This window comes from Hymenobacter sp. HSC-4F20 (genome assembly GCF_019599275.1).
Taxonomy (GTDB): Bacteria; Bacteroidota; Bacteroidia; order Cytophagales; family Hymenobacteraceae; genus Hymenobacter.
In genome coordinates this window covers 889,391-916,214 of record NZ_JAHZTD010000002.1, presented here as the reverse complement: position 1 = coordinate 916,214, position 26,824 = coordinate 889,391, and the positions used below count along the sequence as shown (strand labels likewise).

25 protein-coding genes are annotated in these 26,824 nt (G+C 61.9%); 15 read left to right on the top strand and 10 right to left on the bottom strand.

Annotated elements, in window-relative coordinates; translation table 11 throughout:
- The first annotated feature begins 119 nt into the window (after positions 1 to 119).
- Positions 120 to 1,373, top strand: coding sequence for a S41 family peptidase (locus tag K3G63_RS13660; protein WP_220614653.1), 1,254 nt, complete (start codon positions 120 to 122; stop codon positions 1,371 to 1,373).
- Positions 1,374 to 1,432: 59 nt separating this feature from the next.
- Positions 1,433 to 1,852: a hypothetical protein gene (locus tag K3G63_RS13655; protein WP_220614652.1), complete on the top strand. Its 420-nt coding sequence runs from the start codon at positions 1,433 to 1,435 to the stop codon at positions 1,850 to 1,852.
- Between the two features lie 98 nt (positions 1,853 to 1,950).
- Here the strand turns inward: K3G63_RS13655 and K3G63_RS13650 are convergent, their stop codons facing one another.
- Positions 1,951 to 3,048 (bottom strand): L-dopachrome tautomerase-related protein, encoded by a 1,098-nt coding sequence (locus tag K3G63_RS13650; RefSeq protein WP_220614651.1) that lies wholly within the window; start codon positions 3,046 to 3,048, stop codon positions 1,951 to 1,953.
- Between the two features lie 401 nt (positions 3,049 to 3,449).
- On the opposite strand from K3G63_RS13650, the gene K3G63_RS13645 reads away from it, so the two are divergent.
- Positions 3,450 to 4,577, top strand: a complete 1,128-nt coding sequence (locus K3G63_RS13645) for a putative sensor domain DACNV-containing protein (RefSeq protein WP_220614650.1) — start codon at positions 3,450 to 3,452, stop codon at positions 4,575 to 4,577.
- Positions 4,578 to 4,698: 121 nt separating this feature from the next.
- On the opposite strand, the gene K3G63_RS13640 is transcribed toward K3G63_RS13645, so the two are convergent.
- The 6 genes from K3G63_RS13640 to K3G63_RS13615 all read right to left on the bottom strand — a co-directional run bounded on the left by K3G63_RS13640 (position 4,699) and on the right by K3G63_RS13615 (position 10,317).
- The gene (locus K3G63_RS13640; protein ID WP_220614649.1) at positions 4,699 to 5,154 is read right to left on the bottom strand and encodes a cold-shock protein; all 456 of its coding nucleotides are present in this window, start codon (positions 5,152 to 5,154) and stop codon (positions 4,699 to 4,701) included.
- Between the two features lie 239 nt (positions 5,155 to 5,393).
- A complete protein-coding gene (locus K3G63_RS13635; protein ID WP_220614648.1) occupies positions 5,394 to 6,005 on the bottom strand; it encodes a pseudouridine synthase in 612 nt (203 codons plus the stop codon).
- A gap of 73 nt (positions 6,006 to 6,078) precedes the next feature.
- Complete coding sequence (locus K3G63_RS13630; protein ID WP_220614647.1) at positions 6,079 to 6,924, bottom strand: hypothetical protein; 846 nt, start codon at positions 6,922 to 6,924, stop codon at positions 6,079 to 6,081.
- A 184-nt stretch (positions 6,925 to 7,108) separates the two neighbouring features.
- Positions 7,109 to 8,263 carry an MFS transporter gene (locus K3G63_RS13625; RefSeq protein ID WP_220614646.1) on the bottom strand — a complete coding sequence of 385 codons (1,155 nt, stop codon included), beginning with the start codon at positions 8,261 to 8,263 and terminating at the stop codon, positions 7,109 to 7,111.
- 215 nt (positions 8,264 to 8,478) lie between these two features.
- Entirely contained in the window at positions 8,479 to 9,183 is a 705-nt protein-coding gene (locus tag K3G63_RS13620) for a LytTR family DNA-binding domain-containing protein (RefSeq protein WP_220614645.1), read from the bottom strand.
- A 42-nt stretch (positions 9,184 to 9,225) separates the two neighbouring features.
- On the bottom strand, positions 9,226 to 10,317 hold the full coding sequence (locus K3G63_RS13615; protein ID WP_220614644.1) for a sensor histidine kinase: 1,092 nt from the start codon (positions 10,315 to 10,317) through the stop codon (positions 9,226 to 9,228).
- 226 nt (positions 10,318 to 10,543) lie between these two features.
- Here K3G63_RS13615 and K3G63_RS13610 point away from each other — a divergent pair, with 226 nt between their 5' ends.
- Positions 10,544 to 11,887 carry an erythromycin esterase family protein gene (locus K3G63_RS13610; RefSeq protein ID WP_220614643.1) on the top strand — a complete coding sequence of 448 codons (1,344 nt, stop codon included), beginning with the start codon at positions 10,544 to 10,546 and terminating at the stop codon, positions 11,885 to 11,887.
- Between the two features lie 113 nt (positions 11,888 to 12,000).
- Here the strand turns inward: K3G63_RS13610 and K3G63_RS13605 are convergent, their stop codons facing one another.
- Entirely contained in the window at positions 12,001 to 12,663 is a 663-nt protein-coding gene (locus K3G63_RS13605; protein ID WP_220614642.1) for a head GIN domain-containing protein, read from the bottom strand.
- A 237-nt stretch (positions 12,664 to 12,900) separates the two neighbouring features.
- Between K3G63_RS13605 and K3G63_RS13600 the strand changes: the two genes are divergently transcribed.
- Entirely contained in the window at positions 12,901 to 13,563 is a 663-nt protein-coding gene (locus K3G63_RS13600; protein WP_220614641.1) for a T-complex 10 C-terminal domain-containing protein, read from the top strand.
- Between the two features lie 75 nt (positions 13,564 to 13,638).
- Here K3G63_RS13600 and K3G63_RS13595 read toward each other — a convergent pair whose 3' ends face one another.
- Together K3G63_RS13595 and K3G63_RS13590 are read right to left on the bottom strand one after the other, a co-directional pair.
- Positions 13,639 to 14,772 (bottom strand): lytic polysaccharide monooxygenase, encoded by a 1,134-nt coding sequence (locus tag K3G63_RS13595; protein ID WP_220614640.1) that lies wholly within the window; start codon positions 14,770 to 14,772, stop codon positions 13,639 to 13,641.
- Between the two features lie 111 nt (positions 14,773 to 14,883).
- Positions 14,884 to 15,753: an AraC family transcriptional regulator gene (locus K3G63_RS13590; RefSeq protein WP_220614639.1), complete on the bottom strand. Its 870-nt coding sequence runs from the start codon at positions 15,751 to 15,753 to the stop codon at positions 14,884 to 14,886.
- Between the two features lie 140 nt (positions 15,754 to 15,893).
- On the opposite strand from K3G63_RS13590, the gene K3G63_RS13585 reads away from it, so the two are divergent.
- The 10 genes from K3G63_RS13585 to K3G63_RS13540 all read left to right on the top strand — a co-directional run bounded on the left by K3G63_RS13585 (position 15,894) and on the right by K3G63_RS13540 (position 26,477).
- A complete protein-coding gene (locus tag K3G63_RS13585; RefSeq protein WP_220614638.1) occupies positions 15,894 to 16,295 on the top strand; it encodes a hypothetical protein in 402 nt (133 codons plus the stop codon).
- Positions 16,296 to 16,513: 218 nt separating this feature from the next.
- Complete coding sequence (locus tag K3G63_RS13580) at positions 16,514 to 17,746, top strand: tol-pal system protein YbgF (protein ID WP_220614637.1); 1,233 nt, start codon at positions 16,514 to 16,516, stop codon at positions 17,744 to 17,746.
- 190 nt (positions 17,747 to 17,936) lie between these two features.
- Positions 17,937 to 18,434, top strand: coding sequence for a hypothetical protein (locus K3G63_RS13575; RefSeq protein WP_220614636.1), 498 nt, complete (start codon positions 17,937 to 17,939; stop codon positions 18,432 to 18,434).
- A 490-nt stretch (positions 18,435 to 18,924) separates the two neighbouring features.
- Complete coding sequence (locus K3G63_RS13570; protein WP_220614635.1) at positions 18,925 to 20,355, top strand: aldehyde dehydrogenase family protein; 1,431 nt, start codon at positions 18,925 to 18,927, stop codon at positions 20,353 to 20,355.
- Between the two features lie 312 nt (positions 20,356 to 20,667).
- On the top strand, positions 20,668 to 22,719 hold the full coding sequence (locus tag K3G63_RS13565) for a GMC family oxidoreductase N-terminal domain-containing protein (protein ID WP_220614634.1): 2,052 nt from the start codon (positions 20,668 to 20,670) through the stop codon (positions 22,717 to 22,719).
- Between the two features lie 65 nt (positions 22,720 to 22,784).
- Entirely contained in the window at positions 22,785 to 23,201 is a 417-nt protein-coding gene (locus tag K3G63_RS13560) for a hypothetical protein (protein WP_220614633.1), read from the top strand.
- Between the two features lie 319 nt (positions 23,202 to 23,520).
- On the top strand, positions 23,521 to 24,039 hold the full coding sequence (locus tag K3G63_RS13555) for a hypothetical protein (protein ID WP_220614632.1): 519 nt from the start codon (positions 23,521 to 23,523) through the stop codon (positions 24,037 to 24,039).
- 70 nt (positions 24,040 to 24,109) lie between these two features.
- On the top strand, positions 24,110 to 25,225 hold the full coding sequence (locus tag K3G63_RS13550) for a DUF3616 domain-containing protein (RefSeq protein WP_220614631.1): 1,116 nt from the start codon (positions 24,110 to 24,112) through the stop codon (positions 25,223 to 25,225).
- Positions 25,226 to 25,291: 66 nt separating this feature from the next.
- On the top strand, positions 25,292 to 25,810 hold the full coding sequence (locus tag K3G63_RS13545; protein ID WP_220614630.1) for a thioesterase family protein: 519 nt from the start codon (positions 25,292 to 25,294) through the stop codon (positions 25,808 to 25,810).
- A gap of 109 nt (positions 25,811 to 25,919) precedes the next feature.
- Entirely contained in the window at positions 25,920 to 26,477 is a 558-nt protein-coding gene (locus tag K3G63_RS13540; protein ID WP_220614629.1) for a type 1 glutamine amidotransferase domain-containing protein, read from the top strand.
- Positions 26,478 to 26,824: the final 347 nt, after the last annotated feature.

The window sequence follows — 26,824 nt, the reverse complement described above, 5'->3', positions numbered from 1 at the left end:
AACGCCAGGATTTGAGCAGGTGCTACCAGCTTTTCCTGCCCAGGCCGGGGTAACGATGTAATGCCAGCTGCTTTCTGTAGCTAGGTTATAGCCAGTCTGTTGATAAGCAATTCTACCCCGTGCTACTATCCTTCCTCCGTGGCTTGGTTTGCCTGCTGGTATTCCTCCCCGCTCCCCTTCATGCCCAGACCAAGCTCACGCCGGAGCAGTACCAGCAGGACTTCGAGTATTTCTGGACCACCCTCAACGAGAACTACGCTTACTTCGACAAGAAGCAGACGGATTGGGGCAAGGTGCGTACGCTCTACGCCGCGCAGCTGCCGGGCATTACTACCAAAGCGGCGTTTATCCGGCTGCTGGAAAATGCCCTGAACGAGCTCTACGATACCCACGCCTCGCTTTCCACTAACCTGCCCGACTCGCGCCGCCTGCTACCCACGGGAACGGACGTGTGGGCGCAGTTCCGGCAGGGTAGGGCCGTGGTAGTGGCCGTGCGCGCGGGCTTCGGGGCCGAGCGGGTAGGCGTGCGGCCGGGCATGGAAATCGTGGCGGTCAACGACGTGCCCCTCGCCCAGGCCCTCCCTCCGCTGCTAGGGCAAGCTCTGAAAACCGTGGACGAAGCAGCCCGCGAGGTGGCCCTCAACCAGGCGTTGGCCGGCACGCATAACACCCCGCGTAAGCTGACCGTGCGCGCTCAGGGCCGCACGCTGGAGCTGTATCCGGATCGGCCCGTGGCGCAGCTAGAGAACATGCAGTACCCCGCTCTGCTGGAAAGTCGGCAACTGGGAAGCATCGGCTACATCAAAATCAACAATAGCCTGGGCAACAACGCCCTGATAGCGGCCTTCGACAGCACCCTGAACGCGCTGCGTGCTACCGCCGGCCTCGTGCTGGACTTGCGCGAGACACCCAGCGGGGGCAACACCACCGTGGCCCGGGCTATTATGGGACGTTTCATCACGCGGGAGCAACCCTACCAGCGCCACGAGTTTGCGGCCGAGGAGCGGGCGTTTGGCATCAAGCGCAGCACTCTGGAGCTGGTCTCGCCGCGGGGGCGGCCCTACTCCGGGCCGGTGGTGGTGCTGGTAGGCCGCTGGACCAGCAGCATGGGCGAGGGCCTTACGATTGGCTTTGATGCTCTGGGCCGGGCTACCATCATGGGTACCGAAATGGCCCGCCTGAACGGCGGCATCACCTCCTTCTGGCTGCCCAATACGGGTGTTGGTTTTAACATTCCCACTGAGCGCCTGTACCACGTCAACAAAATGCCCCGCGAAAACTTTGTGCCGGCCCAGCGCATAACCGATGAGGCACCAGGCACCGTGGACACGCTCCTGGAAGCAGCCGTGAAACAGCTACGCAACGCGAAATAGCGGTTCCTGGGGCCGCGACGCCGCTTGGATGGCGCCCGGGGCCGTTTTATCTTGAGCCGATGAAGAAATTGGTGCGTAGCCTTCTGCGTGGGGGGGCGCTACTCGGGCCCCTGGTGGCTCAGGCCGGGGAACGAGAGGAAAAGTACACGGTCCTGCTCGTGGGCGGCGTGGGTGGCATAGTGGCCGGAGCCGTTTTGTACGCGCTGTTTATGGGGCTGGCGGCCTATTACCTGCGCCGGAAAGCCCTGGTCATTGCTACGTTCGGATTCTGCCTGCTCGTGCTGGCCCGCATGCAGTACCTGTCGTTTCGGACGCTGCGGCTGGCCGCGGGCTTACGGCAAAGTGCCGCCCCCATTCCGACGCCCGCGCCCCTGAGCCCGGGCCTGCAATGGGCCCTGGGCGGGGTAGTGGTGTTTGCCGTGGTGGTGCTGGTGCTGGCCGGGCGGCTCTGGCAGAAACGGTACCGCCGCCCCGGGTAGGCCGCACGCTGCACTGGGTGCCTGGGCGCATGCTACGGCAACGGCCGAAGCCCCCGCAGGAGCTTCGGCCGCTGAACTAACTGGGAGCTGCTCCTGGCCTACTGCTGGGGCAGCGTCATCTTAAAGATGCGGAATGGCTCGGTGCGCTGGGCCCGCGGAATGTGGAGCTGGGAGGTCGTCACGTAAAGGGAGTTGTCGGGGCCAGTAGAAAAGCTGTCGGGCCACTTGAGCTGGGTATCCTGCACCACCAGTTGCAGCTGGCCGCTGGGCGTTACGCGCGTTACGGCATTATTTTCCACATCGGTGAGGTAGAGGTTGCCGGCCGGGTCGAAGATCATGCCGTCGGGCGGATTGGTGTTGCCCAGGTACTCTACCCGCTGCGGCAGCTGCGTAGGGGATAGGGCTTCGTCGCGCAGGTACTGGGTAGCAATGCGGTACAGAGCCCGGCCCGTGAGGGCGTGGTAGTAGAGGTAGTCGCGGGCGGGCGAGAGGGCTAGGCCATCGGAGTCGATGGAGGGCAGCTCTCCGCTGCGGTTGCGCCACACACGCCCTTCCACGGTCAGAATCAGGTTTTCCGACTTGGTAGAGGGGTGGTTGCCCAGCAGGCGGCGGCTGCTTTTAGTAGCCAGGTTCACCACAATAAGGGCCCCGGCCCCTGAATCGGTGATGTAGGCGAAGTTGTTCTGGGTGTCTACCCGCACATCGTTGAGGTAGCTGGTGGGGAAGATAACCGGCTCACTGAAGTCGATGCGCTGGACCAGCTGGCGCGTGGTGGGGTCGAACTTGAGCAGCTTGGCTCCGCCGGGCACTACCCCCCGCATCTGGGGCGAGGCCGCATCCAGCACCCACAGGAAGTTGTTGGCATCTACGTACACGCTTTGCACGCACACAAAGCGGTTCTGGGGTGGCAGCGTGCGGTTCCAGGTATTCCACTCGGCATCGGGGAAGGGGGTGGCCTGGGCACCGCTTACTTCCGCCACCGAGTACGGAATGGTATCGGTTTCCATGCGCGGAAAGTTGGCAAACACGCGGCTCTGCTGAGTTACGGCCACCCCCGTCCACTGCACGGTAGAGGTAGCCACCGGGGTCAGGGCCAGGTTGAGGGCAGTCAGGGAGGGGGCCGCATTGTCATCGTCGTCGTTGTTGCACCCGCTTAGCAGCAGCGCCGCCAGGCCCATCATAAGTAGCTGTTTCATCACGAAAGTCAGATAGGAGAGAAGTTGCGGCGCCCGCTGCGCCCGCCCTCCTTTACGCAGCCTCACCCGCTCAGGGCCAACGCACTGCTTGCTTTCCACGCCTGATTCCGCATTTATACGGAATCAATCTGGTAGGAAATACGGAGCCAGTACAGGAAAGCGAGGCTGCGGCCGGGCTGGCTCCTTGAAACTGCCGTGCAGGCCGCGCCCTGTAGTCGAAAGCCGACTACTTTGCGGGAGCGGCAGGTAGCTTTGGCACCGCACCGTGGTACTCTCTGCCGCGGCCCCAAACCCCCTGGCCCCTCCGGTGGTTATGTCAGCCCAGCTTATCACTGGTAGGTATGCCGGTGGGCGCCGGGCCTACGTTGCCCCGAGTTTCCGTCTTGTACTACCAACTGCTCATGCTTTCTGAACCTACGTACCTGGCCGCTCGCATGGTGGCCCCCATGGTTGAAGCGCACTTTGCCCGGCACCGCGCCGCCGCCCTGGCCGCCGACGTAGCCCGCGCCGCGGCCCCGCCGCCCGCCCCGTGGGTGGAGGCCATCATTGACGCCGCATTCTGGGCCAGCCTGCGCCGGGAAGAAGGCCACCCGCCCCGCATTTCGCTGGCGCTGCTGCAGCCCGAGCAGGCCGGCCAGCCGGTAGTGTTCGGGCCGCGCCGCCTCACGCCCTACAACCTGCTGAAGCTGGCCCCCGCCGTGGAGCAGCCCGGAATTCACCTGGGCGTGTGGTTTGATGACGAAGGCCTGTATGTGTGGGGCACGGCCACTGAGATTCCGCCCCTCTGCTTTGTGCTGGAGGTAGTGGAGCCGGGGCTGCTGGTAATAAAGCACCGCCGTGCCGATGGGTTCGGGAAGTTCGTGAACGTGGCCATCCTGCGCGGCGACCAGCTGCAGCTCGTGGACGCGGAAAACGCGGCCGTGGAGGGGTGCCCGGCCCTGCACCTGTTTCTGCCTACCCCCGGCCTGCCCGCCGGTACCGGCGAAATCGACAACGTGCTGGTGGAGCTGGCCGCCGCCATGCGGGCCCACGGCCGGGGCGGACTGGTGCTGGTGGTGCCACCCGGCTCTACGCGCTGGCAGGAGTCCATTGTGCAGCCCATGACCTACCCCGTCCAGCCGCCCTACACGGGCATTGCCCAGGGCCAGCAGGAGCACTCCAAACGCAAGTGGCTGGAGGAAATTCAGCGCAGCATCGGAATTGTAGGGGGCTTCACGGCCGTAGACGGGGCCACCGTCATCACCCGCGACTACCACCTGCTGGCGTTCGGAGCCAAAGTGGCCCGGGCCGAGTCCGGCGCGCCCGTAGACCAGATGGTGCTCACTGAGCCCGTGGTGGATAGCGTGGCCCGCTACCTGCACCCGGCCCAGAACGGCGGCACCCGCCACCTGGCCGCTGCTCAGTTCGTGCACGACCAGCACGATGCCGTAGCTTTGGTGGCCTCCCAAGATGGCTTTTTTACGTTGTTCGCCTGGTCGGAAACCCTGCAGATGGTGCACGCCCACCGGATTGATGTGCTGCTGCTTTGAAGCCGGCTACCCCTGGTACCACAAACGCCCCGGACGGCCGCGCAACGGGCGGGGTCTGGGGCGTTGGATAGGAAGTAGGCAAGCTGCCTAGGCACGTAGTCGTATCAGCATGCCGGGGCGGTTATACGGCCAGGCGGACGCGCACGGCGTTCGGTCCTTTCTGGCCCATTTCCACCTCAAAGGTCACCTTATCGTTTTCCTTGATTTGGTTGATGAGCCCGTTGGCGTGCACGAAAATGCTTTCCTGGGTTTTCTGGTCTTTAATAAAGCCGTAGCCCTTGGAGCCATTGAAGAAGGAGACCGTGCCCTGGTGAATGGCGTCGGCGGGATCCTCGGCTTCCTGCTTGCGGGCACCCAGCACGATGTCCTCCAGGTTTACTTCCTTTTTCTTGTTCGGATCGGGCGGGGTAGAGGTGATGTTGCCATCCTCGTCGACGTAGGCGAGCATCTCGTCCAGGTTGCCGCCGTTCCGGGAGTTGGCCTGGCGCTCTTCCTTGCGCTCAGCCTTGTCGTTGCGCTTCTTAATGCGCTTTTTTTCGTTTTCCTTCTTTCCAAAAGAGGTTTGCGGTTTGCCCATGGCCAGTATCGTTGGTGAAAAAGTGTAGGAGATGTAAGAGAGGGTAAGCGCCCGGAGAGTCCGGAAAAGGCCCGCCGGTACAGCCGGCGGATACGCGCGGGCTAGTAGGTATTAACTAGCAGCGGGGATAATAAATTTCATTCCGGCCCCAAATAACCTGGCCTCGACTGCTGAGGTAGCGAACTGCCAGAAAGATAAGGGAATATACCCGTTGGGGCGGCGCAGGCAAGGCCGGGTGGCTACCCGGGGTCCGTGGGAGCCAGCGGCAGCTCCTGCGCCGATACTGGTCGGGCTTCGCCGGGCTGCAACGCTCCCAGCGTGATGTTGCCGATGCGTACGCGCACCAGGCGCAGGGTAGGAAAGCCGGCGGCGGCCGTCATCTTGCGCACCTGCCGGAACTTGCCCTCCGTGACAATAATGGCCACCCAGCTGGTGGGGCCGTGGCGGTCGGAGCGGATACTGCGGCCCCGCGGCGGCAGGGTAGGGGGGGTGGGCAGGTGCCGCACCTGGGCCGGCAGCGTCTGGTAGCGGCCCTCGCGCAAGCCAATTTCTACCCCGCTCTGCAGCTGCGCCAGGGCCTCGTCGGTAATCAGGCCGTCAAGCTGGGCGTAGTATTCCTTTTCCACGTCTTTGCGGCGCAGCTGCTCACTCACGCGCCCGTCGGTGGTCAGCAGCAGCAGCCCTTCGCTGTGCTCATCAAGGCGGCCAACGGCCATGGTGCCCGCCGGGAAAGGGTATAGCTCGCCCAAAAAGCGTTTTTTGCGCAGCTCACGGGCAAAGTCGCTGGTGAACTGGCTGAGGTAGCCGTAGGGTTTGTAGAGCAAAAAGTGCTGGTGAGCAGGTGGAAGCATGCGGGCGGGAAGCGGGCCAAACGGCGGCCCGGGAGGGCGCGGCGAGGAGACAAAGCTACGGCGCCAGAAACTATCAGGTGGTTTTATATAAATACCAGCCGTTGCCCAGGGGTTTGACCACAATCACCCGCTCGGGGCTCATGGCCGGAACCAGGGCCGCCGTGGGCTGGTAGAGCAGGCCCACGGTATTGTTGGTAACGCCCCCAATGATGAACTCCAGGCCGCCGGCGCCACCCAGGGTACGCTGGGTTACCCGGCTGATGTAGAGTGGGCGCAGCAGGGCCTGTACCTCGGCGTCGGTGTTGGCGAGCTGCTCGCCGGTAGCAGCCGAATCAGCAGGGGCGGCGAAGAAGCGGCGGGCCTGAATCAGGCGGGCGGCGCGCTGAAACGCAGCCTGGTTGCGGCGGAAGTGCTGGCTGATGTCGGCATCGGAGCCAATCCAGAGGCGGATGTTGCCGAGCATAAACTCGTGGCTGGCCTCGGGGTGCTTCTGGTTGTACTGTGCTACTTCGGCGGGGGCCATATCGGTGAGCAGCTGAAGCATGGGTGGGCCGAGCTGCGTCATAGCCAGGCTGCGCACGGCCGCTAGCTTCCAGGGGGTAGCGGAGGTAGTGGAGTCGCGGCGGAAGTGCAGGTAAATATCGTTGCGGCTTACTGAGTCGCGCAGCTCCACGGTTACTACGGCAGTAGCTGGGCCTTGCTGCAGGAGCTGGCAATGGCGCTGCAGGGTAGCCGGAATCTGCTGGCCCAGGCTCTGGCGGCGGGCTTGCCCGGCGGCCTCTCCACTCAGGTAGCCTTTCATATCGGCCCAGCCGCCGGGGGCCACAAACTGCTCGGCAATTTGGAGGGGCTCCAGGGGTGGGCCGGCCCACCCCTGCAGGGAAAGGCCCCAGAGAAGCAGCACAAGAATATACTTCATCAAACACGTATCAGCTGCCCGTAACTCCCACCTGGGCACGGTTGCCAAACCTCTAAGGTACGCAGAATACCGGTGAAACTGAGCCGCATAAGGGGCGCCTGCATATCACTCCAACGCCGGAAGAATCAGGGGTAGTGCCTTGAGTGGAAACCAGGAATTCTCCGGTGTTGCCACAAGAGGGAGCCTAGTGCTCCGGTAGGCGCCGCACCAGCCACACCACCAGGGCTCCCAGCACGGCCATTAGTCCGAACGACCACCGCAGCCCCGCCGACTCGGCAATAAACCCTACCACCGGAGGTACCAGCAGAAATCCTACGTAGCCTACCGTAGAAACAGCCGCAATGGCTGAGCCGGAGCTAAGCGCGGCCGAGCGGCCCGCCATGCCGAATACCATCGGAATGACGCAGGAAACGCCCAGGCCCACCAGGGCAAAGCCCAGGCCAGCCGCCAGCGGTACCGGCAGCAGGGCCGCCAGCAGTAGCCCCGTGAGCATAAGCAGGCCGCTGTAGTGGAGCAGGGGCTTCACCCCGAAGCGGTTAGCCAGTGGGTCGCCGCTGAAGCGCCCGGCCGTCATGGCCACCATGTAAATGGTGAAGCCCAGGGTGGCCGTTTCCTTGGGTACCAGCACAGCTTTCTGGAAATAGATGGCGCTCCAATCGTACATGGTGCCCTCGCAGGCCATGGAGGCAAAGGCAATGAGGCCAAACTTGAGCAGGGCTTTATCGGGCCAGCTGAAACCGCTGCGCTTGGCTTCCGGAGCAGGCGGCAGCACCAGGCTGTGGCGGTAGTTGTACAAGGCCACGCCGGTAAGCACCGCCGCAACCGTAACGAAGTGGATGCCCGTGGGCACGCGCTGTCCAATAAGTAAGGTACCCACGGCCGCCGCCGCAAAGCCGGCCACGCTCCACACGCCGTGGAAGGTGGCAATAATGGAGGTGTCGTAGCGGGCCTGTACCCCCACCGACTGGGCGTTCATGGAGATGTTGAGCAGGTTGCGCGACGAGCCGAAGCAGAACAGCACCGCCACCAGCTGCCACGTGTGGCCCACGAAGCCCAGCAGGGCCAGCGCCAGGTTGTAGAGGATGGCCCCCACCAGCATTACCTGCCGGCTGCTGAAGCGCTGGAGTAGCCGGCCCGTCACGGGCAGGGTCAGCATCAGGCCGGCCGGCAACGCAAACAGCACCCCACCCAGCTCGGCCTCGCTCAGGTGCAGCTGCTGCTGAATAACGGGAATGCGGGAGGCCCACGTGGCGTAACCGAAGCCCGAGACAAAGAAAAACAACGTAATGGCCCACCGCGCCTGCCGGGGCGTAATCTTCTCCTCAAGTACCTGTGTCATGCGCTGCTGCTCCTGGTTCGGGCCAAAGCTACAACCGGCCCTGAACCTTCAGGCGCCAAAAGCGGCTGCAACTCCGGCAAGCTACGGCCGCGTGGTGGGATAGGGTTATGTTGAGCTGACGGGGTAGGGGTGAACTCGAAGTAGAAGGTTGTGCTATAATACGGCTAGTTAAATAGTCATCGGGCTGTGTCGGGGAATGGCTATGCCAGACGTGGCTACTTCTTAAAGAAAGCCAGCAACTCGGCCTTGTAGGAGTTGCCGATGGGAATGAGGGTAGCATCGAGGAGGTGCACCGTGTCGGGCTGCAGGAGCTTGATGTGGGCGGCGGCCACGATGAAAGAGCGGTGCACGCGTAGGTAGCTGGGACCCAGTATTTCCACCATTTCCTTCATAGTTTGGTGGAGTAGGTAGGTTTTGGTGGCCGTCATCAGCTTCACATAGTCCTTGCAGCCTTCCACGTAAATAATGTCGCGGTGCGGGACTTTCAGCAGGCCTTGGCGCTCCTTCACCAGCAAGTATTTTTCCGCGGTTTCCTCGGCAGGCGGGGCGGGCTGTAGGGCCGGCAAGCGGCTGATGGCCTTCATGAACCGCTCGTAGGAAAACGGCTTGAGCAGGTAGTCGAGCACGTCCAGCTCGTAGCCTTCGTAGGCGTACTCGCGGTAGGCCGTAGTCAGGACGGTTTTGGGCGGCTGGCGCAGGTTACGCAAGAAGTCGAGGCCCGTCATCAGGGGCATTTCAATATCCAGAAACAGCAAATCCACCGGCTGCTGGGCCAAATGCTCGTAGGCTTCCATGGCGTTGCGGCACTTGCCCGTGAGGGTGAGGCCGGGCGTCTGGCCGATAAACTGGGTAAGTACCTGGTGGGCCAGCGGCTCATCGTCCACAATCAGGCACCGGACCGGAGCAGGGGTAGTCGTCATCAGCGAAAGGAATAGGGGTAGGAAGATAGGTAGCGGGCAGTATTACAGGGTAAGCGTCAGCTCGGCGCGGTAGCGGCCATTGTGCTCCGTGAGGTGCAGCTCGTGGGCGCCGGGGTAGTAGAGCTGCAGGCGCTGCCGGATGTTGACCAGCCCGATGCCGCCGCTGCGTTTGGTGGCCGTAGTCGGCGCTTCGGGCAGCATATCGTTTTCGATGCGGAAGTGCAGGCGGCCGGGCTGGCTGCTAAGGGTAGCCTGCACGCTGGCTTGGTCCGAGAAGTGGTGGCGGCCGTGCTTGAAGCTGTTTTCTACCAAAGGCAGCAGCAGTAGTGGGGGCACCTGCACCCCGGCCGTCGGGCCCTGGGTAGTGAGCTGAATCTGGGCGCCGGGGTACTTGCGCTGCTCCATCTCAAAGTAGTTTTCCAGAAACGCTACCTCCTCGGGCAGGCCAATGTATTCCTTGCCGCTGTCGTAGAGCACGTAGCGCATCAGCTCCGAGAGCAGCAGAATAAAGCGCGGCGTTTCCGGCGAGCCCGCCAGGCTCAGGCCGTAAATGCTGTTGAGCGTGTTAAACAGGAAGTGGGGCTGCAGCTGGCTTTTGAGCTGCTCCAGCTGCAGGGCTAAGTGGTCCTTCTCCAGGTGGCGCCGCCGGTACTCATTCTCAAAGGCATAGCGCACAAAGGCCACGCAGCTAAAGGCCAGCAAATCGGTGAACAGCAAACTGATGTAGGTATTGCGCAGGGCCAGTGCCTGGGCCGCCGCCTCGGCAAACCCCTGCTGGTAAAACCCGCGCAGCAACGGCGGACTCGCTACCCCCTGAAACGCCCAGTGCGCGGCGGCCACGTTCACCTTGATGCCCCACCACAAGAACAACACCGAGGCTACTCCCAGCAGTGCGTAGCGCCTACGGCGTAGCAGCGTGGGCACCAGCCAACGGTAGTACGGGATGATGTAGAGGGTAGCTGCCAGCGCAAACAGGATAAGTTGGGGGTAGGGAAAATTGGCTCGGCCCGCTGGGCGCACGGCCACGCTTTCCATGTACACAGCGTACTTGTACATGCCCACGTAGAGGCCCCAAACCAGGATTTCGAAGATGAGGGGGAAGCGGCTGGGCCGGTCGGGGGCGTTGTGTTGCATGGGGGCAAGTTGGCAGATTTCCCGACGGGCTGGTACTCCGGCCAGCGGCTATTTCGACTAAGCGGGGTGTTTTTTCGACCAAAAAATGGGGCCTCCGGTTTGGTCGGATGCGGGGCGGGCTTGGTCTAATAAAGCTTCATTTCAGCCTCTGAGGGCCATTCCTTTGTGTCGTTGCCAGTCGCTGAACGGCCGGCTTTCCTCTGACACTCCCTACCCCCTCTTCCCCATGAAAACCTTCTTCCGCTCCCTGCTCGCCTCGGCCCTGCTGACCACTGCTACCCTCGCGGCCCAGGCCCAACCCAGTGCCCCCGCTGCGGCCGCCGTTGCTCCCGCCGACACTGCCCGCTTCACCCTCGACCCTCGCCTGATCAACCCCGTGAGCATGCAGAGCTTCGAGGCTTTCCGCACCGCCGTGCAGCCCCTGGTAAAGCAAATGACTGGTAAAAAGGTGGTGGCCATGGGCGAAGGCACCCACGGCACCGCGGAGTTCTACAAGCTGCGCTTCTGGCTGACGCGCATCCTGATGGAGGAGTACGGCTTCGACCGCCTGGGCCTGGAAAACACCTACGGCGACACCTACCTGCTCAACCAGGCCCTGCAACAGCGCACCACTGCTACCGACCTCAAGCCCCTGATGCAGAAGCACCTGATCGGTATGTGGCAAAACCGCGAGATGGAGGAGGTGCTCACCTGGATGCAAGTCCGCAACCGCACCCAGCGCCGCCAAGTGGAGCTTACGGGCATCGACATCATGTTCGCCACCGCCGATGCGCAGCTGCTGCAACAAGGCTTGGCCAAGGCGAAAAGCCCCGAGGTACAGACCGCGGTAGCGCAACTCCTGAAAAGCGCCCAGTACAACGATAACTACTACTATAAAATGAGCGACAAGACGTTCAAGCGCAACCGCGCCGAGTGGCTCAGCAGCGGCTACGCGGGCTACCTGGCCGCCGAAAAGCTGGTGCAGCTCCTGCCCACCACCAAGCTGCCCCGCAAGCAGCGGGAAGTGCTGGCCGGCGCCGCCAAAAACGCGCACCTGGGCTTCGATGTGTTCTATCAGTACGAGAAATTCAAGCGCAACTCTTCCCGCGACAGCGCCTTTGCCGAAATGACCAAGTTCATTGCCAGCGGCAACCACAAGGTAATTATCTGGGCCCACGACGCCCACGTGGGCCGCACGATAGCCGCTGCCGACGACCGCAGCAACGGTGGCGGCACCGGCGACTACATTGAGCGCATGTTCCCCGGCCAGTATTTCGTGCTGGCTACGGCTACCGGCGCGGGCACCTTCGCGGCTACCAAGGATGTGTTCATTTCTCCGGCCAGCATCATGGCGTCCTACCCCCTTTCGGCGCCCAAGGCCGGCTCCTGGGAAGCAGCTATGAGCCAGGTGAGCAGCCCGCTCTACTTCTTTAATACTCACCAGTTGGGAGCCCAGGACCTGAAGCGCCCACACCGCCTAGTAGGCCAAACAGTTGGAGGCGAGGACTACTACGCCGACACTCAGCTCGGCGTCACCTACGATGCCATGCTCTTCGTGCGCCAGGGCACGGCCGCTACCCCCCTGCGCTAACCCAACGTCTTATGTAGGTGTCCTATCGAGGTGCTTTATCCTTCGTGAATAATAAAAGCGGCGGCCGCTCCTGAGAGCGGCCGCCGCTTGTTTTCGTTCGGTAGCTAATGCTACTACTTGGTTACCCGCGGCTTGCCTTTGTAGTGAATGTCGCTGGAGCCGCTGGTGCGCGACGACAGCTCCTCGCTGACAGCCACGTAGGCATCAGACGAGCCGCTGGCTTCCACAGCGGCGGTGCGGCTCTGCAGGTTGTAGGCCTGGTAGTCGCTGCTGCCGCTGATGTGTACCTGCTGGCGCTCTACACGGCCGGTCAGGCGCACGTCGCTGGCTCCGGAGGCATGGGCGGTCAGGCTTTTGGCGTTCAGGGCCATTGTTACATCCGAGGCGCCGCTGGCCCGGATGGTGAAGGCATCAGCCGTGAAGGGCGTGTCGCTTTTCACGTCCGAAGCGCCGCTTACTTCCAGGCCCGTGAGGGTAGGGCAGGTGATGTACACGTTCACTTTCTCATTGCCCCAGGACAGCATGGAGCCCTTCTCGCGGTAGATGGCCAGGGTGTTGCCTTGCACTTCGGTTTTGATGCGCGCCAGCACGTCGGCCGGGGCATCTACCTTCACTTCGGTCGTGGCGCCCTGCTTCAGGAACAGATTGATAGCCCCGCTGGCTTTTATAGCCTGAAAAGAGCTAACCGTGCGGGTTTGCTGAGCGGCGGCGGTTAGGGCGCTGGCCCCCAGGACAGCGGCCGTAGCTAGGGTCCGGAAGAAAGTAGTCGTTTTCATGGCCTATGGGGTTAAGGTGAAGAAAGAGGGTAGGCAGCAGGTCAGATGCAGAGCCAGCCCAAACCGTTGCCCAGGCTTCTGCTTTTCACTCAATATCAGAAATGTACTGATCTGCTACCCCCTTCTGGTGCACCAACTTGCCCGTAACAGGCCGGAAACATCGGGGCGCTGGCCTGCGTAAGCGCCACCATCCCCCGGATACCACTGGGGTATTTCTCTGACCGAACTCTCTCCATCATGAATAAGTCCTTGCTCTTACTCTCGGCGGCCTCCACCTTGGCCGTTGCTGCCTGCAATCAGGATCAGAAGGCTGCTACCGAAGCCGCCACCACGCCCTCAGCCGATACGGCTGTAGTTGTGAACGACGCCAGCATGGCCAACGCCGATGCTACCTCCGACACACTGGCCTACCGCTCTGATGCCGATGAAGTGGTGAACCGCATCACCAACGACCTGGAGCTAACCGACACCACCACCGTGAGCCGCATCGGCCAGACGTACTACAGCCGGGGCCGCCGTCTCAATCAGGTAAACAGCCGCTACACCACCGATACCACGGGCCGTTATGCTGCCCTCCGTTCCGTGAATGACGAGACGGACCGTTCCGTGAAAACCATCGTGACGGAGCCACAATACAACACCTACTCGGCCAACCGCGGCACGTACTACGAGGGCACGCCCTATACAGTAGTGGTAACGCGTGAAGCAGCGCCTCGCCCGGCCCGCCGTGGCCCGGCTGTGGTGAAGTATGAGAAGAAGAAAAACGGCGAACTGAAAATCGTGTACGCCAACGGCAAAGTCGTGAAGCGCGACAAAGACGGCGACACCAAAGTTGAGTACCCCAACGGCACCAAAGTAAAGCGCGACGCCGATGATGGGGAAGTAAAAGTAAAGCGCTAAGCGCCTACCCCTTTAAAGGCAGTAAAGCCCGCTCCCTGAACCGGAAGCGGGCTTTTTTGTGGCAGATGCTAAGACTTACTTCTTGATGCCGTACTGACGTAATTCTTCGTCGATGCGGCGGTTCCAGCGTTCCTGGGCAACAGGATTGCCGTGGGTTTCCGCGTCGTATTGCTCCTGAATGTGATTCATTTCGGTGAACGACTTCAAATACTGGAGTTGCAGAATGCTGTTGTAGTCTTCCACCGTAAGGCTGTCGGGGGTAGCCTTGCGGCGGAACCTCTCGGCCACCAGCCGCACAATATCAAAGTGGCGCTGCTCGTGGTTTAAGTGCTCGGCGGTTTGCTGACCGGGGTCAACCCAGGAGGAGCTGCGCACCACAAACACTTTCAGAATCATCTCCAGCTCCACTACCCCATTCACTACGCGCGGCCGGCCCTGGTAGGCAAAGCTCGGAAACACCGATGCCGCGTAGCGGCCTTTCGGTCGGGGCTGGCCCGTAAAGTCAGACCATGCCAGGGGGCGGGCCGGGTCGTAGAACACGGTATCGGCTTCTGTTTGGGCGGTGTGGTAGCGGAAGGTAGGATGCACGGCCGTAGCCAGGCGCACATCATGAGTGGCGGCGCGGGTAAGCCACGTATTGAAGTAGGCCAGCCCCCCGAGCAAAGCCTGTCGCAGGGTGGGCTCTACCACTGCCCGGCTGGCCAGGGGACGCAGGTAGCGGGCCCCGCCGCGGTATTCAGTCAGCGTAATTGCGCGGCCCTCCGGATTTACCCAGTCGAAGGCCAGGTGTATGCTCACCTGCCCGGCCGCCTGTCCGGCCGCCCCGGCGCTTTCCTGTACCCGACACTCGCGCACCCGCATAGTTACTCCGTAACGGGCCGGGTGGGCGGGTAGGGTGCGGGCCACAAACTGCCGCAACGCCGCCTCGGTGCCACCCTGCAGCTCCAGCGGCCGGGGCACCAGGGGAGTAGCAGCCGAAGGCACGGCGGGCAGGAGCCAGGCTACCGCGGGTCGGCCCGGCCGCTCGTCGCGCACTTGCTTGATGGTGAAGAGGGTAGGGGTAAACGAAGGGGTGGCCGGCAGCAAGGCTAGCGGCTTATCGGTAGCAGGTGCTCCGGCAGTAGTCAGCAGCGCCAGCAGGCCAGCCAGCGCCCCTGCCCAGCTCCGCCCCGCCCAACGAACAAACAGCATTTTTTTCATGACAGCCATCTCTTCTGTCAGACACCCGCCGCCCGTCTCTCGTTCCCGGATAGTGAATGAGTGAAGGGGGCTGTTGGGCTGGTTTTAATGGGTCGCCGAACCACTACTTCACTCACTCTCTTACTTGCCCATGCGCTGGCGGCGGTACTCAGTGGGACTCTGGCCGGTGTATTTGCGGAAAGTTTTGTTGAAGTGCGACAGGTTGTTGAACCCGCAGGAGTAGCACACCTCCGTCACGGCCAGGTCATCGTCGAGCAATAGGCGACAGGCTTGCCCTACCCGGTATTCCTGCAGGAAGTCAGTGAGGGTGTGACGGGTCATTTTCTTGAAGTAGCGGCAGAACGCAGGCACCGAAAGATGGGCCACGTCGGCCACTTCCTGTACCGAGAGGCTGGCCCGTTGATAGTTCTGCTCTACAAACTGATACACCCGGCTCAGGCGCTGCTGCTCCTTCCCGCTCAGGCCCTGCCCGCCAGTGCCCGCGTGCAGGGGCAGGCAGTCGTTGGCCGGAGCCTGGGCCAGCTCCTGCAGTACCTGCAGGAGCAGCAGCAGGCGCATGAACGGCGGCGCGCTGAGCAGCTGCCGCAGGGCCGGCCCTACTGCCGTGCGCGTGCCCCCCCGAAACGATAAGCCCTCGTGTGAGCGGGCCAGTAGCTGCCGGATAGCAGCCATTTCGGGCTTTTCCCAGAAGTCGGCACCCAGAAAGTCGCCACGAAGCTGCACCACAATCTCCTCGAACGGCGTGCCGGCCGGGTGACCGTAGCTAAACGTGAGGTGGGGCAGATCGGGGCCAATCAAGACCAGTTCCCCATCTTCGAAGCGGGAAATGTGCTGGCCGATATGCCGCCGGCCGTGGCCCTGCGGAATGTATACCAGCTCGTACTCGGGGTGGTAGTGCCAGAGCAGCTCGGCTTTGCCTACTTCCGTGTAGTGAAGCAGGGTAAACGAGCTATCTACAGTAGGATGAATGGGTTCAAATTGTAACTTCACGGCGCGGTGGTGCCCTAATGGCTGAGTGGGAACGTAAAATTAATACGTGCAGTCAATATAGCACCAAAAAAGGCGAACCTAGCAGTGGTATTCCCGCCTGGGTTATGCCGAACTTGCAGTCTCAATTCAGGCCCTTTTGCATGAAAACTTTGCCTACCTACGTACTTGCATTGGCTATGCTGCTGATTCTGGGAGTAGGCTCGCGCTTTGCTCAGGCAGCCCGGCCCGTGCTTCCGCCCGCCCAGGGCTCGGTTGCGCAGCGTACCAGCCACCTGACCAACTACTTGGCCCGTACCCTGCACCTAAGCCAGCCCCAGCAGAAGCAGGTAGCGCAGAGTACCCGTAAGTATTTGCAACAACTTGAGTTAGTGGCCGTAAAGCCCGGGCTGGTGGCAGCCTCCACGCCGGAGCGCCTCCTGACCGGCCAGACGGCCGCGGAAGCAGAGAAAGAATATACCCTGGCCCTGGCGCGGATTCTCACGCCCGGCCAGTATACGGCCTATAGCTGGCTGCGTGAGCACCAGCCCGAGGAAAGCCGCTAGGCTTTGCGCGGCACAGACATCCAGCGGCTTTGGGTGGGAATTTTAGCCGCTGGCCGTTTCCCAGGTACCTTTGGCACCCGGTAAACGCAAAAAGAGGTTGAGGCTGTGGGAGCTTCAGCCTCTTTTTTTTGTTTGCGCACGTATGAGGTGCCGGAAGCGGGTGCCCGGCGGTCGGGCTCCCGTCTTTTTCCTATACTTAGGATTCCAAGTTGTCCTTTATGCGCCTATACTTGCTCGGCTGCCTGTTGCTGCTCTCCTTGGGAGCGTGGGCGCAGCGGCCCGATACCACCCGCCCGGCCCGCCAGATTGACCTTTCCAACGTAGATGTAGCCCCCAGCGCCGTAGATATTTCCGGGTGGCTGCTGCTGGATAAAGACATCCAGACGGAGCTGGAAGGGGCCGTGCAGAACATATACAACTTCAAGCATGACCGGGCCGAGCGGCAATTCCGTAGCCTGCGCCGCCGCTACCCCCAGCACCCCATGCCCTACTTCCTGCTGGGCCTGACGACGTGGTGGAAAATCATGCCCTCCAACATCACCTCCGAGCAGTACGATAAGGTGTTCCTGGCCTACATGGATACGGCCATTACCAAGGGCGAAACGCTCTACCGCCAGGACCGCAAAAACTACGAGGCGTGCTTTTTTCTTTCTGCGGCCTACGGCTTTGCGGCCCGCCTGCACGCCGAGCGGCACAACTGGCGTAAGGCCACCTTTGCCAGCAAAAACGCCCTCGACTACCTCGATAAGAGCCAGGAAGCCAATGGCCTCAGCCCGGAGTTCCTGTTTGGCCAAGCCCTGATCAACTACTACGCCCCCTGGATTTCGGATACGTATCCGCTGCTGCGGCCGGTGCTGCTGTTCTTCCCGAAGGGCAACAAGAAGCTAGGCCTCTCGCAGCTGCGCAGTGTGGCCGCCAATGGGTTTTACACGGGCACTGAGGCGCGGGTGTTCCTGATGAAAATCCTGCAAAACCAGGAAAACAAGCCCGACGAAGCCCTGGCCCTGGCCCGCATTATGGCCACTACTTACCCCGATAACGGCTACTTCCAGCGCTTTTACGCCCTGATGAGCTATCAGGTAGGCGACCTGAACGAGTGCGAGCGGGTCAGCCGCGACATTCTGGACAAGATAAACCGCGGCCTGCCTGGCTACGAGGGTATCAGCGGGCGCTACGCCACGTTCTTTCTGGGCAGCCTCATGCAGAACCAGTATAAGGACCTGGTCAAGGCCAAGGAGTACTATCAGCGCTGTATTGTGTTTGCCGAAAGCACCAACGACACCAAGCAGGGCTTCTACCTTTACTCGTTACTAAACCTGGGCCGCATTGCCGATAAGCAGAAGGATGTACCGGCTGCCACGCGCTACTACAAAGAAGTGCAGCAGAAGGCGGAGCGCAAGTCGGAAGCCTACAACGAGGCGCGGAACTATCTTAAAAAGAAGCGTAAGTAACCCGCTGAGAGACATTCTTCGGTACGCTCTATCTGTCGCATTAATCGAGGAAACGGTCCGGCTGATGGTAATTACGGCCCGTTTCGTCGGAAAAACGGCCAAATGGGCTGCTGGGCTAAATCGGGAACCTGGGGCAGCTTCGTATAGTCGGCATGCTGATGAGCTTTTTGCATCAGGCCGTTGCCGTATTATGGAAAATGAGTACTCCCCTCGATTAGTTTTTCGCTACAATTTCCGCTGGAGCTTGCTGCAGTTCTGGTGGCAGGAAATAAACACGTCGACGCTGGTGCCCCAGGTGCTGAACCGGCTCCTGCGCACCGTTCGCCGCCGCCGGGCCCAGCAGCTGCTGCTGGATTTGCGCAAGCTACCGGCCCTGGACCTTAGCGTGCAGCAGTGGCTGCAAACCACCTGGCTGCCCCGGCTGCGGGGCTGCGGCTTGCGGCGCCTGGCCCTGCTGCTACCCACCGATACATATAACAAGATGCTGGTGGAAAGTATGCTCTGGGTTTCGGCCCACGAGCACCTGCCCTATGAAGTGCAATACTTCACGGAATTGCCCGCCGCCCTGGACTGGCTGACCGATGCGGAAATAGCTACGTCCGAAAGCGACTGGCCCCGACGCAAGCAGCAGCCGCTGGTATTGCGGGTGCGCCGGCGCAGCTGCGCAGCCGGCTGCCTGCACGCCTAAACAAGTGCCTGCCCTCGGTCGGCCAGGCTACTTCTCTCTGATTACATAGTTCCCGACCTTCGTTTGGCCGGTTGCGGTTTGTGCAGGGCCATAGGGGCTTGCGGCTGGTTGCCTCCTGCAGTAACTCCGCCGTGTGGGCAAGCAGCAACTATAGCGGGAGCTACGGCGCACGCCCGCACGGCAGCGGCCGGACCGCAGCTTGGGGCACCCGGGGCAGCGGCCGGTACCAGCCGCCGCCCCGGGTGCCCGGCCGCACTACGCAGGGGCCAGAAAAGTAGTGAGTACCAGCGCGAAACGGTGGTAGTGGCTGGCTGCGGAGTTAAGCGGGTGCCTGCCAGATTCCGGTCAACGCTCACCCGCTGCCTCCTGCTAAGCCAAAACGGAGCAGCTTAGGGCTTTGTGGAGCCAAGATGCTGAGCGGAAATGGAACAACCAGGACTATGAATACCTTTTGACGAGTAATAGCTACCTGGCCGCATTTTCTGCTTTCATGCCTACCATACCCTCCTCCGCCTCCGCTGCGCTGGCCGAACTGTTCGCCCGCCAGCGCACCCGCGCCGAAGCGCTGCGCTCCGAGGCGGTAAACGCCCGCGCCGTCCGGCTGCGCAAGCTCGGCACCTGGATTACCAATAACCGGGCTGCCATTCAGCAGGCTCTGTACTCTGATTTTCGCAAGCCCACCGCCGAAACCGATGTAACCGAAATCTGGTCGACGCAAACCGAGCTAAGGCACACGCTGCGCCACCTGCGGCAGTGGGCCCGGCCCCGCAAGGTAGGAACGCCCCTCTCGCTGGTGGGCACGCGCGGGTGGGTGCAGTATGAGCCCAAAGGCGTCTGCCTGATTATGGCCCCCTGGAACTACCCCTTCTACCTGGCCCTCGACCCGCTGATATCGGCGCTGGCAGCCGGCAACTGCTGCATCATCAAGCCCTCGGAGATGACCCCCACGGTAGCCGCCCTGCTCAGCCGCATGTGCCAGGAGCTGTTCGACCCCGCCGAGGTAGCCGTAGTAGAGGGCGACAAGGAGGTAGCCACGGCCCTGCTGCAATTGCCTTTTCACCACATTTTCTTTACTGGCAGCCCTCAGGTAGGTAAGCTGGTGATGCGCGCCGCGGCCGAGCACCTGAGCAGCGTTACGCTGGAGCTGGGCGGCAAAAGCCCCGCCATCGTTGATGAAACGGCCAACCTGCGCGACGCAGCCGAGAAGCTAGTGTGGGGCAAGGGTCTCAACGCCGGTCAAACCTGCGTGGCCCCCGACTACCTGCTCGTGCACGAAGCTGTGCGCGACCAGTTGGTAGAGGAAATTAGGGCCGTGGTGCAGCGTTTCTACAATCCCGCCGGTGAGGGCATTGCCGCGTCGGCCTCCTACGCCCGCATCGTCAACGACCATCACTACGCCCGGGTCGCCGGTCTGCTCACGGAGGCCCGGGCCCAAGGTGCTACCGTGGCTCTGGGCGGCCACACCGACGCGGCTCAGCGCTTTATTGAGCCTACCGTACTAATAGAGGTGCCCGCCGAGAGCCGCCTGATGCAGGAAGAAATCTTCGGCCCACTGCTGCCCATCCGCACCTTCCACGCCCTGCCGGAGGCCGTGGCGGAGGTGAATTCCCGGCCCCACCCACTAGCCCTGTACATTTTTACCCAAAGCGCCGAACACCAGCGTTACCTGCTTCAGAACATTCCGGCCGGTGGGGCCTGCGTTAATGAAACCATTCTGCACCTGGGCCACCCTGAGCTACCCTTCGGCGGGCTGGGCAACAGCGGCTTGGGGCGGGCTCACGGCCTGGCGGGCTTCCAGGCGTTTAGCAACGAGAAATCGGTACTCAAACAGCGGGTGGGGCGCACGGGGCTCAAACCCATCTACCCCCCCTACACCCCCCAGGTAAAGAAACTGGTAAACTGGCTGCTAAAGTGGCTCTGAAGTGGTGAGGGAGGGCGTGAGGGCGTGAAGTTCGTCATTGCGAGCGGAGCGAAGCAATCCTTCCTCTGCCTGTGACACGCCTCCTAATCTGACAAGCTCTTATTTCTGTGCAGGCAGTAAGGGCTTGCCACGCTCTCAGGGAGTAGCATGTTGGCTAGGACAGATTGCTTCGCTCCACTCGCAATGACGAACTTCACGCCCCCGCCCCCTCACTCGTTATGCAAGCCGAGTAATTCTGCGAAATAATGCCGAACTTTTACGGCCCCGTCTGCTCGGTCAGGCGGAGTTGTTCCGGCTGTTTCACCCCTTGCTATGCAGTTCACCGAAACGCAGTGTGCTACCCTGCGCGCCCTCGCCGATACCTTTATTCCTTGCCTGCCGCCGCCACCTGGTGCTGCTCCGGACCCGGCCTACTGGGGGCGGTGTGGCTCGGCGGGCGTGGCGCTAGATAAGGCGGCGGAACTGGTGGCCGCCCAGCCAGCCAGTGTCCGGCAGGAGTTTTTGCAGCTGCTGCAGCTGCTGGATACGCCGGCTCTGGGCCTGACTTGGTTTGGTCCGTTGCGCCCCTTCCGGCTCCTGGCGCCAGAGCAGCGCGAGAAGTTGCTGCAAAGCTGGGCGGCCAGCAATGTGCCCCAGTTGCGCAAAGGATTTCACGCCCTGCGTAAGCTGTTCGTGTTTCTGTTTTATGGCGGCTCTACCACCGAGCAGGGAAAGGGTGTGTGGGAGCATATCGGCTACCCCGGGCCGCAGGTACCGGACCCGGTCGTGGCCGCCGAAAAGCCCATCCGGCCGCTGCAGCCTACCCAGGATGTGGAGTATACCTGTGAGGTGTTGGTGATTGGCAGCGGAGCCGGCGGAGGAGTGGTAGCGGGCGAGCTGGCCGCCGCGGGCCACGACGTGCTGGTGCTGGAGAAGGGCCCCTACTTCCACGGCCCCGACTTCACCCAGCGCGAAGTGGACATGCTCGGGGCACTCTATGATGGTCGGGGGGGGATAAGCACCCAGGACGGGGGCATTGCCCTGCTGGCCGGCTCCTGCCTGGGCGGTGGTACCACCGTAAACTGGGCCGGGGCCTTCCGCACCCCCAGCTACGTGCGCGAGGAGTGGGCCCAGGAGCACGCGGTTCCGCACTTCACTAGCTCCGACTTTACCCGCAGCCTCGATGCCGTAAGCGAGGCCCTGAGCGTGAATACGGACTACCCCCGCCACAATGGCCAAAACCAGGCGCTCTGGGACGGCTCCCGGGCCCTGGGCCAGGATGTAAAGCTGATTGCCCGCAACGAAAAGGGCCTGACCGACTCGGAGCAGCACTACCAGGGCCTGGGCTACAGTGGCCTGGGCGACCGGCACGGCGTGAAGCAGGGTACCCTCAATACCTACCTGCAAACGGCCTTTGACCACGGTGCCCGCCTCCTCTGCCAGGCCTGCGTTACGCGCGTAACCACCGCCCGGGGCCGGGCTACCGGCGCCGAAGCTACCTACACCACCCCCGACGGACGCCCTATCCGGGTGCGGGTGCGTGCCCAGCGGGTGGTAGTGGCCGCGGGGGCCATCCAGACGCCGGCCCTGCTGCTGCGGAGCGGGCTGCACCATCCCCACCTGGGTCAGCACCTGCATCTGCACCCCACAGTGGCCGTTTCGGCCCTGTACCCCCAGCGCATCGAGCCTTGGCACGGCCCGATGATGTCGGTAGTGAATGACGCCTTTACCCGGTTGGAAGGCAGCAACTTTGGGGTGAAGCTGGAAACGCCGCCCGCTCATCCGGGCCTCATGGCCATGGTGCTGCCCTGGCGCTCAGGCCAACAGCACAAAGAACTGATGCAACAGGCGGCTCACTTGGGCTCTTTTATTGTGCTGACCCGCGACCGGGACGCAGGCCGGGTAACCATCGACCGGCACGGCATGCCCCTGCTCAACTACGTGCTCAGCGACTATGACCGGGGCCATTTGCTACACGGGGTGCGGGCCGCGGCGGAAGTGCACGTAGCCGCTGGTGCTCATACCGTGCTGCTGCCCCACGGTACCCTGCCCACCCTGCACGCCGAAAACGGCCGGCTCCGCAACCCGGAGGTGCTGGCCGGGCTACCTTACCTAAGCTGGAAGCCCAACCAGTTTGGCCTTTACAGCGCCCACCAGATGAGCACCTGCCGCATGGGCGGCCAGGCGGCTACCCATCCCACCAGCCCTACGGGCGAGTTGTACGAAGTCAGAAACCTGTTTGTAGCTGATGCCTCGGCATTTCCGGCGTGCAGCGGCGTCAATCCTATGCTCACCATCATGGCTTTAGCCCACCATACGGCTCAGCATCTGAAGGCGAGCTTGCTAGCAGAGCCGGCCTCGCTCCGGCCAGTGGTCGTCAGCTGAGCCGTGAGAATATAGCCATCGGCACATTTTTCGCGTAGGGGAAGCACACGCCTTTCCTTGCGCTTATGTTTGCTTCCCGTTTTACCCTCGCCCTCGCGTTGGCGGCTAGCCTGCTGGCCGGCTGTGCCCGCCGCCACAATGCCACTATTCCCACCGCCAAGTCGGAGCCGGTAGCGGCCCCGGCGCCCGTGGTGGCCTCCACCGCCGCCCGCGACCTAACCGATGTGCTCACCGAAGAGCTTAACCTTACCGGCGACCAGCGCCGGAAGGTGCGGGCCGTTTTCACGAACACGGCTGAGCAGGCCAATGCCGCTAAGCAGCGCCTGGGCAACAACCGCCCGGCCCTGCTCACCGAGCTAAAGCGCATCAATACCGCCTCCGACCAGGAGCTGCAGACCATTCTCACCGTCACGCAGTACAAGCAGCTCAAGGCCAAGCAGCGCCAGGTGCAGGCCCAGATGCAGGCCCGCAAAGCGCAGTAGTGGTGAGACGATGAAGGAGTAACTGAATGGTGTCAGAAAGAAAAAGCCCTGTAACGCTATTCCTTTACGGCCGCCCTACCCCTTGTAACCCGCACAAGCCCTTGCTTCCCGTCCGGCGGTAGGGGCTTGTCGCGTTAGTAGGGAGTAGAGAAGCGGCCGGGGTAGCTCCCGTTCGGCGTTTGGGCCAGGAAACTACTTCACTTACTTGCTCAAATACTCACTCGCTGCTGGGCAACCCTTTTATACTGAATACCATCTGGCCGGGTAAGAGCCTGCCGAAGTACGGTGGGCAGCGTGTACTATTACCTTCCGGAACCTGATGAAAACGCTATTCCTAGCTGCGGCCCTGCTGGCCGCCTCGGCGGCCTCCGCCCAAACGGCATCGTCGGATGCGGCTCTTACCAAGCGGCTAAACCAATTGATGCGCGACCCGGCAGCCCCGGAAACGGAAGTGCAAGCCTTGCTGGACAATTGCCATTTCACGCAGATAATCCGGAAATACCGCACCGCAGGCAAGCAAAACGAGTCGGCGGTTTTTCAGGTAAGCCACCAGAAAAACGGAGCCGACTGGGCCGTGAAGTCGGATGATAAAGTAGAGTTTGAGCTGAAGCTGGGAGTAGAATGGAGCCAAGTAACCTCCCTGACCTATGCCCCGGCCCTCGACGAGAAAACCAACCGGCGCTACTTCGAGGTGAAAATAAAGCGGGAGCGCGCCGCCCCCAATGGCTCTGGCACCAGCAGTACTACCCTGGAGCTACCCCTGTACACCTCCAATGAGGCGGTGGCCCGCGACATACTGCGGCAACTAGAGCAGGTACGGCGGCGCTGCGGCGAGTAAGGCCGGGCTCAACCTTCGGCGGCCGGGTACGTTTGCCACAAACTCCTCTATCCTTTCCCGCCTTTGCAGTATGCCGCGTCGCCAGACTTATACCCTCCATTTTAACTCGAAACACAGTCTGAATGCCGCGGGCAAGCACGTGCGCGACGGGCTGTCGTCGGTGTTGCGCACCGGCGACAACCTCTGGCTGAGCTGCGACGAGCGCACGTCCATCGAGCGGCTGCGCCTGACGGGCCCGCGCGAGTTCAGCCAGCACACCTCCTATGAGCTAACTGAGCTGCTGGACCTGCCTTCGGATAAGAGCGAGGAAATTGACATTGAAGGCCTGGCCGAAAGTGAGCATTACCTCTGGATTGTGGGCTCGCACAGCCTGGCCCGCAAGAAGCCTGACCCCGATGGCCCCGACGCGGCCAAGGAAATTGCCCGCCTGGCCCAGGTGAAATCGGAGGCCAACCGCTACCTGCTGGCCCGGGTGCCGCTGCTGCGTAACCCCGTCACTGGCGACTATGAGCTGCACCGCGAAGCCCCGCACCCTACCGACCCGGCCCAGACCCTACGGGCGGCCCAGCTCCGCGGCTCCGCCGACTCCAACGACCTGCGCGACCTGCTGGCCGCAGATGCCCACCTCAAGCCCTTTCTCTCTATTCCGGGCAAAGACAACGGGTTTGACATTGAAGGGCTGGCCTGCGCCCCCGACGGCCGCCTGTTCGTGGGCTTGCGCGGGCCCGTGCTGCGCGGCTGGGCCCTGGTGCTGGAATTGCTACCCCGCGAGGACAAACACGGCCGGCTGCGGCTGAGCGAGCTGCCCGGCGCCACCGAAACCTACTACAAAAAGCACTTCCTGGCTTTGGGTGGCATGGGCGTGCGCGAGCTGCGCCAGCGCGGCACCGATTTGCTGCTGCTGGCCGGTCCCACCATGGACCTGGACGGTACTATTGCCGTGTACTGCTGGTCTGATGCCCTACGCTGCACCGAGGACAGCCTCGTCGGGCCCAATAAGCTAGAGCGCCTCTTCGACGTGCCCCACGGCTTCGGGCCTACCGCCGGCCAGGACAAAGCCGAGGGCATGGCCCTGCTCGATGATGAGCACGTGCTTATCGTCTTCGACAGTCCCACGGACGCGCGCAAACCCGCCGCCCACCAGGTACTGGCCGATGGGGTAAAAGTCTCAAGTCAGAAGGGGTGAGTTGCCGGGTCTGCTCTTCTGCGCCCGCTACCTACCTTGCACCCCGTAACCAGTCCGTGCTTTTTCATGGCTTCTCCTCTGATTAAAACTCCCGAAACCACCCACCGCATCCGGTTTCAGGATTGTGATATGCTGGGCCACCTCAACAACGCCCGCTACCTTGACTACTTCCTCAATGCCCGCGAGGACCACACCATGCAGCACTATGCCCTCAACCTGGGCCAGGTCAGCCGCGAGTTAAGCGCTAGCTGGGTGATTACCAAGCACCAGCTGGCCTATCTGCGGCCTGCCGGCCACGCTGAGGTAGTGCGCATTCGTACCCAGCTCATCCACTTCGATAACTCCAACCTGGTGGTGGAAATGCAGATGCTCAGCGAAGACGGACAGCGGCTCAAGGCAGTGCTGTGGTCAGAAATGGCATTTGTGAAGGTGCCCGCCGGCACCCGCACCGAGCACTCCGACGACCTGATGGACATGCTCGAAAAGCTGGACGTGGAGGAGGTCAGCTACGACCCTGACGGCTTCGACGAGCGGGTGCGCCGCCTGCGTAAGCAGCTTAAGCGCGAGCGAAACGAGCAGGACTGAGCCGTAATGCCAAAATGATAGGCCAACTCTGGCGCGAGGCGCGCGTTAAACAAAACCCCGGCTACCTCCCGTGGCCGGGGCTTTGTTTTCCCTAAACCTGCATTTTAGCATGAGTATTTTTGGTAGCAACGACCTGAAGGGTAAAAAAATAGCTATTGTCGCCACCGACGGCTTTGAGCAGTCGGAGCTGGAAAAGCCCAAGAAGTTTCTGGAGGGCGAGGGCGCCGAAACCCACGTCATTTCCCTGAAAAGCGGCTCCATCAAGGGCTGGGACGAAAAAGACTGGGGCGACAGTGTGGACGTGGACAAGGTTATTGGGGAGGTGAAGGTAGCCGACTACGACGCCCTGGTGCTGCCCGGCGGGCAAATCAACCCCGACGTGCTGCGCACCAAGCCCGAGGTAGTAAGTTTTATAGGCGAATTTGTGCGCTCCGGTAAGCCTGTAGCAGCCATTTGCCACGGTCCCTGGACCCTGATTGAGGCCGACGCCGTGCGTGGCAAGCAGCTCACCAGCTGGCCCAGCCTGAAAACCGACGTAAAAAACGCCGGCGGTCATTGGATCGACGAAACGGTGGTAGTAGATGGCAACATCATTACCAGCCGCAACCCCCAGGACATTCCTAACTTCAACGAGAAAATCAAGGAAGCTTTGGTGGGCCAGAAGTAAGCTTGCCGGCTTACTCTGGAAGATTTCCGCCGAACTACGCTAAAACGCCTTTCCAGCCATAGGGCCGGAAGGGCGTTTTACTTTATAAGCAGTGCTAAGGTATAGTTTCTACTGCCCCATTTCAGTACAGAATAAACACCGTTCTATCAAAATGATAGGCTCGCAAGCTGTCTTTTTCTAATAAGAAATTCCTAGTGTAGTCCCAATACGTATCGTGTCTCTAGCCTCATGCCGCCGGTGAAATTCACCCGTAGCTAAAAAGGCCAACCGAGCAGAGTCTCTACGAGTAAATGGTTGAGGTTTGTCCCAATATATATTCCCATATCGCTCCCCGTCCTTACCAGTGC